General features: G+C 37.9%; 5 protein-coding genes. 4 read left to right on the top strand and 1 reads right to left on the bottom strand.

Going from position 1 to position 8,477, the window contains the following annotated elements; all coding sequences use genetic code 11:
* Positions 1-515 precede the first annotated feature (515 nt).
* The 3 genes from pyrF to ACFINL_RS07230 all read left to right on the top strand — a co-directional run bounded on the left by pyrF (position 516) and on the right by ACFINL_RS07230 (position 4,317).
* A complete protein-coding gene (gene pyrF / locus ACFINL_RS07240) occupies positions 516-1,361 on the top strand; it encodes an orotidine-5'-phosphate decarboxylase (protein WP_375612171.1) in 846 nt (281 codons plus the stop codon).
* A 348-nt stretch (positions 1,362-1,709) separates the two neighbouring features.
* Positions 1,710-3,194: a histidine--tRNA ligase gene (gene hisS / locus ACFINL_RS07235; RefSeq protein WP_375651243.1), complete on the top strand. Its 1,485-nt coding sequence runs from the start codon at positions 1,710-1,712 to the stop codon at positions 3,192-3,194.
* A gap of 589 nt (positions 3,195-3,783) precedes the next feature.
* Positions 3,784-4,317, top strand: a complete 534-nt coding sequence (locus tag ACFINL_RS07230) for a replication protein (RefSeq protein WP_375613583.1) — start codon at positions 3,784-3,786, stop codon at positions 4,315-4,317.
* Between the two features lie 877 nt (positions 4,318-5,194).
* On the opposite strand, the gene ACFINL_RS07225 is transcribed toward ACFINL_RS07230, so the two are convergent.
* Positions 5,195-5,719 carry a peroxiredoxin gene (locus tag ACFINL_RS07225; protein ID WP_375613588.1) on the bottom strand — a complete coding sequence of 175 codons (525 nt, stop codon included), beginning with the start codon at positions 5,717-5,719 and terminating at the stop codon, positions 5,195-5,197.
* A 217-nt stretch (positions 5,720-5,936) separates the two neighbouring features.
* Between ACFINL_RS07225 and ACFINL_RS07220 the strand changes: the two genes are divergently transcribed.
* Positions 5,937-7,565 carry an alpha-D-glucose phosphate-specific phosphoglucomutase gene (locus ACFINL_RS07220; protein WP_375612175.1) on the top strand — a complete coding sequence of 543 codons (1,629 nt, stop codon included), beginning with the start codon at positions 5,937-5,939 and terminating at the stop codon, positions 7,563-7,565.
* The last annotated feature ends 912 nt before the right edge of the window (positions 7,566-8,477 follow it).

The following is an 8,477-nucleotide window of genomic DNA, read 5'->3' as shown; positions in this document are numbered from 1 at the left end:
CAAATGGTGTGTTTTCAGGAATGCGAGTTTCCATGTTTTATCTCCTTGAATATGCTGGAGATACAATGCCTTTTTGCAAATTATGTTCCAAAAGTGAATAGATATGCGCCAAAAAGGAATAGGAAAAATCTAAAGCTAAGATCGAGATCATCATGGTGGGGCATTTTCTTTTGAAACTTTTGTTTAAAGCGCGTTCATAGAGAGTTTTTGTTGATCATAAAAAAGGGGGGTGAAAACGACAAGGCATGCCTATAGGGCTTTATGAGGTCATTATAATATAGATGCTGTTTTGTTTATATTCTTTCATAAATTTGAATTTTTATCTCATGACAACGTCTTGGTCGATAAACATATGATAAGCGTTACGAATGGGAATATATTTATGTTTCATAAATAAAAGCACATTTTGTATAGAGAGCTCTTTCTTTGTGTTTGCGCTATTGTATTCTTTTGACAAATGCTTTTCTTTTTGATTGTATCAAAAAGTTTAAAGAGAGACCTTGTTAGGATATAAAATGTTTCGTTCAACTTTTTTTAAAAATCGTGAAATCTATGGACCTCTTTGTATTGGCTTTGATCCGAGCCATAAAGTTTTGCAATCGTGGAAACTAAGCTTTGATTATAAAGGTCTAAAAGATTTTTGTGATATTCTCTTAACAGCAGTTGTTGGTAAAGTAGGTATTATAAAGCCGCAAGTCGCATTTTTTGAATTATATGGTGTGGAAGGTCTTCAAGCTCTCAAAGAACTGATTGAAAATGCACACGAACAAGGCATATTGGTTCTGGCGGATGCAAAAAGGGGGGATATTGGCTCTACTGCTGAAGCCTATGGTAAGGCTTGGCTTGGTCCAAGTAGTGCGTTCAAGGTGGATGCCATGACAGTTAATCCTTTTTTGGGTTTTGATGCTCTTATTCCTCTGATAAAGGTTGCAGAAGAAACAGGAGCAGGGGTTTTTGTGGTTGTTCAGTCTTCTAATCCAGAGGGGAAACAAATACGAAATGCCCTTATTGGTGATCAGACACTCTCTCTTCATCTTGCACAGTGTATTTGTGATTATAATAGTCAGTCTTCGGTTATTCATCATAATATTGGCCCCATAGGTGCGGTTATAGGAGCGACATTAGGATCTGAATCAAAAGACACAATCGAGCAGTTAAAAAATAGTCTGTTTCTCGTTCCGGGTATTGGCGCTCAAGGTGGAACAATGACACAACTAGCAAATCAATTTCCACAAAGACTTTTGCAGAATGTTATTCCCTCTGTATCACGCTCTATTACAGATGCTGGACGAAATATTGTTGATTTAAAAAATGTTATCAATCATTTTGCAGAACAAGCGCAAAGCACACTGATGTCTTGAAGATTTTTGCATCTGTAATAAATCTGAAGAATTCTGAGAGGGAGGGGTTTTGAGGGGGATGCTTTCGATTTATCAAGAATCAACTGTCGCTTTGAGGTTTCTTTCAACAAGCACAGATGTCTTTTCATTGAATGTTAAGCGGGCATTTCATGTTGAGCGGGGGCTATGTTCTTATTGAAAATGCAAATATTTTCAGTAGATTGCCTTAAGGGTAAAGGTTTGCATCTTTTAAAAGCAAAAGCTTATGCATATTGTTACCAGTTTCCAGTTGATAAAGTTATTGCAGCGTTTGTTTCTATAAGATAGACACACGTTATCGGTGAATATATATTGTTGTTAGAGAAAAACATGTCATCAAAACAAGAAAAAACCAAAGCCCGTTTACCCCGTGGGTTTGTTGATCGTACAAGTGCACAGTTGTATGCAACTGAAACAATGATTGCGCAAATTCGTGAAGTTTATGAACTTTACGGTTTTGAAGCGCTAGAAACTCCAATTTTTGAATATACAGATGTGCTGGGTAAGTTTTTACCGGATTCAGATCGTCCAAATGCGGGCGTTTTTTCGCTACAAGATGATGATGAGCAATGGATGTCTTTGCGCTATGATCTTACCGCGCCTCTTGCTCGTTATTTTGCCGAGAATTTTGAAATTTTGCCAAAGCCTTATCGCAGTTATCGTCTTGGCTTTGTTTTTCGCAATGAAAAACCAGGTCCAGGGCGGTTTCGGCAATTTATGCAGTTTGATGCGGATATTGTTGGAACACCAATGGTAGCAGCTGATGCCGAAATTTGTATGATGGCAGCTGATAGTTTGGAAAAACTAGGGTTTCAGCATCATGAATATGCCATTCGTCTGAACAACAGAAAAATTCTCGATTGCGTTTTAGAGAAAATTGGTTTGGGGGGAAATGAGCAGGTTGAAAAGCGCTTAACTGTCTTAAGAGCAATTGATAAACTGGATAAATTTGGTTCTGAAGGGGTGTGTTTGCTTTTGGGAAAAGGGCGTTTGGATGAAAGTGGTGACTTTACAAAAGGGGCGGAGCTTAAGGATAAAGAGATTGAGTGTATTCTTACCTTAACTGCTGTTGGAGCTGAAACAGCAGAAGAAACGCTTGAGGCTCTTAAAGAAGTGGTTGGTGATCATGTTCAAGGGCGTGAGGGAATTCGTGAGCTTGAGGAAATGCAAGCAATTTTTGCCGCAAATGGCTTTCAGAATCGTATCAAGATTGATCCATCGGTGGTGCGTGGACTGGATTATTATACAGGTCCTGTTTTTGAGGCTACGTTGCTGTTTGATGTTTTCAATGATGATGGGCAGAAAGTTGTTTTTGGCTCCGTTGGTGGTGGTGGGCGCTATGATGGATTGGTGGCACGCTTTCGTGGTGAAAACATTCCAGCAACAGGTTTTTCAATCGGGGTCTCGCGCTTGATCGCTGCTTTGCAAAATCTTGAAAAGTTGCCTATGAAGGAGACAACAGGGCCGGTTGTGGTGCTGATGATGGATAAAGAGCCAGAGGCGGTTGCTGGTTATCAAAAAATGGTGATGCAGTTGCGTAGTGCGGGAATTCGTGCTGAGCTCTATTTGGGGGCATCGGGGATAAAAGCGCAGATGAAATATGCAGATCGACGCCAAGCGCCTTGTGTGGTTATCCAAGGCTCACAAGAACGTGAGAGCGGAAAAATACAGATTAAAGATTTGATTGAAGGGGCGCGTTTGTCTCATGAAATTAAGGATAATCAAACATGGCGTGAAAGTCGACCAGCACAAGTGACGGTTGATGAAGATCAATTGGTCAAAACAGTACAGGATATTTTAGCCGCCCAAAAATGATAATGGTAAAAGTCTTTATCGAAGTGATTGTTTGAAATATTTTGGAAATTTGAAATTCAATTTTTAAAATTTGTGCTTTGCTCGTTTATACGTGTTGGTGCACGCGTTCAAAAGCGCGGTTTTGAAGTGTGTGCGGCATAAAAGAGAGATTTTTTAAGAGATAAATAAGCGCTATTTGCTATAAAACGTGCCCTTCTGAGGATGCGATGATAATGCGTTAAAATGAGCAAAAAAATTGTAACGAACAAAAACTCTGAGAAAATTAAAAGGTTTCACGCAACGCTTTCCCAAAAGTTTATAAAAATATTGACAAGTTCATATTGGCTTCATCTTTGAATTCTCATCTATGAGTATCAAATCCTTTGATGTTCTCTTCTTGGACATTACAAAATCTAGCCTTATTGCAAAAGGAGGGAGAACTAGAGCGTTTTATCCTAAAAGACTTTTTAAGCTTCAAAAAACAATGGAATGACTTAAATCGAACAATTTTTTACAGGAGCATGTTTGGATGAATTGTAAGCTGCCATAATGGTAACTTACTGATAATATGCATTTTTCATAAAGTCAATTCTTTAACGGAGAAATGAAAATGGTCCAATATGATTTTACTCTGCTCTATGAACGAAATCCCTTTATTCTTGAAAGACCTGAGAATATTGGAAAATCATTTAAACTTCCTCCTTCAAATTTCGGATTTGAAGATCTTCCGCAAATTACCTTTTCAGGCGCCTCGTCGTGTCGGCGTATGATTTTTGGGCTATCATTTAGTGGTATGAAAGCATTTTTTGTGATGTTGTGGCAGGTAGGGAAAATGTTAGATGAGGGGGATGATGTGGATTTATGGTTTGATCAGATAACATTGGATCATGATATTCTTGAAGAATTTTTGACTTGCGATCTTTCAATTCAAGAACCAGAATATCTTAATTTTGAAAGTTTTAAAGAAGGTATCAAAGAATTAGAAAAGAATAAAATTGTAGCGAAGGGGACAAAAAAAGATTGTTATTTCATCAATCCAGATATTTTTGGTCTTCCTGAATGTGATGAAGATTTTGAGTTCGATGAAGAGGAAGAGATAGAAGCACACTTTACGGTAGAATACCCGAATAAACAACTCCTTTAACCGTTTTTCTCTTAGAGAAAAATAAAAGCTTAGAATAAATGGCTATGAGAACAGCAATGAGTCTGTTTATGGTATGTGAATTGGAATGTTTTCGGGATTTGTTTTGATTTAATATTCTCCATGAATGGTTCTTTATGCAGAGCAGTTTTTATGCCATATTTTCTTCTTTTTATGAGACATAAGTCAATTTGAACTGTGCACCTCTTCAAACAAATGTTTGATCTGTATTTTCTTTCTTGATACTTTTGTGAACTTTGCAGTCTTGATGTTCATACCTCTTGTATTTTGGCGCGTTTACGAGAGGTATTTTTACGCTTTTTAATCGTTTATTCATATGCCAATCCCACTTGCTAATGAGCAAGAAAATAGTTTTAAGGGATTCAATATAAGAAGGGATAAAATAAAACAATCTTATGATATTCGGCTCCTCTCATTCAATATGCAAAATTATAAATTATCTTTATAAATCAAATTATTATTCGACACAAAGTTTTTCTCAGTATGAGAAATTTAGCATTGATCTTGCATATTTCATCAATACGTTAGTCCTTGATGTTTCCGAGAGAGTTTTTGCATGAATTTGCGCATTTGGCAATTGCATCCCCATTTTTTGATAGCGTGCAACAGCTTTTAACTCTTTGATTTTTTAGCGCTACAACGGGATTTTTCATCGGCAATTTTCCAAGCTTTTGCAAAGCCATTAAAACATGAAAGATTTATTGAAAAATTATTGTTGGAATATTTTCTCACAGAAGGCGCACAATCAACTTATCGTGTCTGTTTTCACGAATAGAGGTTGCAAAAAGTAAACGACACAAATTCCCTGAGGAGGGAGATTTGTGTCGTAAAATTTTGTTTAAATAGACGATTGGGGGAATTAGCTTTTCAAGGCTTTTAAAACATGTTGTGGTGAAGAAACTTCATAAGGATCTGTTGCACAATTATCTGAAAAACCTGCTTCTTCGAACCATTGTTCAACCACACCATCATTAATAACAGCTGCATAGCGCCATGATCGCATGCCAAAACCAACATTGTCTTTTGCAACCAGCATACCCATTTTGCGTGTGAATTCACCAGAGCCATCGGGAATTAATTTCACATTTTTGATATTTTGTGCTTTTCCCCAAGCATTCATGACAAAAGCATCATTGACGGAAAGACAATAAATTTCATCAATACCCGCTTGTTTAAATTCATCATAGAGTTTTTCAAAATCAGGCAGCTGAAAGGTTGAGCAAGTAGGGGTAAAAGCTCCAGGAAGAGAAAAAAGAATAACACGCTTTCCTTTAAAGTAAGCATCGCTGTTAACTTCTTGCCACCGATAAGGATTGTCTCCAGCCACTGATTCATCGCGTACGCGTGTGTGGAATGTTACATTGGGAACTGTTTTTTTCATCATCATGATGCTCCTGTATTCTTTTACGAAAATTTTGTTTTAAAACAGCCTTTGTATTTAAAAACATATGGTAAAAAGCGTTTTAAATAAAAGGGCTTCTTTAAAAATTCTTACTTCTAACGAGTGTGCAAATATTTCACACTTCCGTCAAGTAGAATTAATGGTCGACTTTGGATACTCTTCACCTTAAAATTATAGGAAAGAATATAAAGGTATTGATATGACCATAAAGACAGTTTTAACCACGGCTTTTGAGGGGCAAAAACCGGGAACGTCTGGTTTGCGCAAAAAAGTGTCTGTTTTTCAACAACCCCATTATGTAGAAAACTTTATACAGTCTCTTTTTGATAACATTGGGCCTCTTGAAGGAAAACTGTTGATTCTTGGGGGGGATGGGCGCACTTTTAATCGTACTCTTCTTCAGATTGTGTTGAAGATGGCGGCGGCGCATGGTGTTTCTTGTATTAAAATGGGAAGGGGCGGTATTCTTTCTACACCTGCTGTTTCGCATCTTATTCGTAAAACTCATGCCCATGGTGGACTTATTCTTTCTGCAAGCCATAATCCTGGTGGTCCAGAGGGAGATTGTGGTATCAAATACAATGTTTCCAATGGTGGACCGGCTCCTAATTCTTTATGTGATGCTATTTTTGCAACATCGCAACGTCTTTCCTTTTATAAAATTCTTGAAGCACCAGATATTGATTTAGATAGGCAAGGTACGGTCTTTATGGGAGCCATGCGGATTGATATTATCGATCCTGTCGCTGATTATGTTGCTTTGATGCAAGAGCTTTTTGATTTTGACTGTATTGCTAAGGCCGTTGCTCGAGGTCTTACTTTACGGTTTGATGCCATGCATGCGGTAACAGGGCCTTATGCCCATGAAATTTTTGAAAAATGCTTAGGATTTTCTGAAGGGACGGTGGTTAATGGTATTCCTTTGCCAGATTTTGGAGGCGGTCATCCAGATCCCAATTTGGTTTATGCCAAGGCTCTTTATGATTTATTGATGTCAGAGCAAGGACCAGATCTTGGCGCAGCCTCTGATGGTGATGGAGATCGTAACCTCATTATTGGTCGTGGGCAATTTGTCTCGCCTTCGGATTCTTTGGCTATTATGGCTGAACATGCACACCTCATTAAAGGATATCGAAAAGGTGTTGTGGGGATAGCGCGTTCTATGCCAACGGGGCGTGCTGCTGATTTAGTTGCGGAAAAACACGGATTAAACTTTTTTGAAACGCCAACGGGATGGAAGTTTTTTGGAACCCTTTTGGATGCGGGGAAAGTAACCTTTTGTGGTGAAGAAAGCTTTGGAACTGGCTCTCATCACATCCGCGAAAAAGATGGTTTATGGGCTGTCCTATTTTGGTTAAATCTTTTAGCGGTAACAGAAAAAACTGTCGCACAGATTGTTCAACAGCATTGGTTCACCTATGGGCGTTTTTACACGTTACGGCATGATTATGAAGAAGTCGAAGCAGACAAAGCCTTGGCACTTATAGAGTATTTGCGTGCGCACTTACCACATGCAGGAACTGAAATTGCTGGATTTTTCGTCAAAAAAGCAGATGATTTTACATATCATGATCCCGTTGATCAGAGCGTTAGCACGCGGCAAGGTATACGTATTTTTTTCGAGAATGGCGCACGGTTGGTGGTTCGTTTGTCGGGAACAGGGACGCTAGGTGCTACTTTACGACTTTATTTTGAACAGTATGAAAGTGATCCGCGCAAACACAATTTTAATCCGCAAGAAGTTCTCCAACCTTTGCAACAGGTGGCACTAAAACTGTTAAACATACAACAAGCATTGGGGAGAGATCACCCTGATATTATCACCTAAGATCATTGGAATGTTTTTTTGTAAAGGTATGATGATTGATTACATGGGTGTGATTTTAGGGGTGTGATTTTATGTGCATAAGGGAGAGCTTAACTCTATTTTTAGGCGAGACTTGTTTTTTCCACCTTTCCATATCAATCGGATTCCTAAAACTGCGGGATTCTTAAAACTAAATGCTGTAGGAAATTATAATCGAGCATAATCGGATCATTTATGTCCAATGGGTTTGCTCAATGGCTTGATAGCAATTTTTGTTTAATAGGGGAATGTTTCTCATACAAAACAAAATACGATCATTGTTGCACATTTCATATGTTTGTTTTAAAGAATCTTCTCTCTCAAGACACTAAAAACGCATCTTATGCGTGTTGCTTTGAAAGGGATAACCGGCCATCCATCCATTGAGCAGCACCATTTTTACGCTTATGAGAGAGTAAGACGGCACCATTATTCACTTTGCCCGCTTTCAATGTTGGCTCTTATATTTGAGAGTATTTAGTATTTTGGATAATCGTTTTACACGGATTTTCCTACTTGTAACATGCAAACAAAAGGCTTTGGTTGTTTCAATGTAAAAGGGGTTGAGAGAATCTCAGCTTATTTATCGGCTCTCATTCAATATACAAAACCATTAACTATGATCATAAATCAGTCTGTTCTCTAACATTATGACTGTTATCTTTACTTAAATAAAAGGTTAAGTTGGGGACATCATTTTCTTGTTTCTCAATGCTGCAATAGTTTTTAGCTCTCTGAGAACGTTTTATTCAGAGATGTTCCTTTTCTAATTGTTTTGTTATCCATTCGTTAATTGCATTGGTGATGTATAAGAAAATGATTTTGATTAATTTATTAGAGAGAATGAAGTGCGTAAATTTTATGATATGCGGGGGGCTTATTTGAGTTGTATAA

The organism is Bartonella sp. AA78NXGY, from assembly GCF_042197005.1.
Classification (GTDB): Bacteria; Pseudomonadota; Alphaproteobacteria; order Rhizobiales; family Rhizobiaceae; genus Bartonella.
The sequence above is the reverse complement of the archived record's forward strand: the minus strand, read 5'-3'. Positions and strand labels throughout refer to the sequence as shown.

Bases quoted from the DNA above. Each gene is read 5' to 3' on its own strand.
- ACFINL_RS07225 (WP_375613588.1), bottom strand. From the start codon at position 5,719: ATGATGAAAAAAACAGTTCCCAATGTAACATTCCACACACGCGTACGC.
- ACFINL_RS07220 (WP_375612175.1), top strand. From the start codon at position 5,937: ATGACCATAAAGACAGTTTTAACCACGGCTTTTGAGGGGCAAAAACCG.
- ACFINL_RS07230 (WP_375613583.1), top strand. From the start codon at position 3,784: ATGGTCCAATATGATTTTACTCTGCTCTATGAACGAAATCCCTTTATT.
- hisS (WP_375651243.1), top strand. From the start codon at position 1,710: ATGTCATCAAAACAAGAAAAAACCAAAGCCCGTTTACCCCGTGGGTTT.
- pyrF (WP_375612171.1), top strand. From the start codon at position 516: ATGTTTCGTTCAACTTTTTTTAAAAATCGTGAAATCTATGGACCTCTT.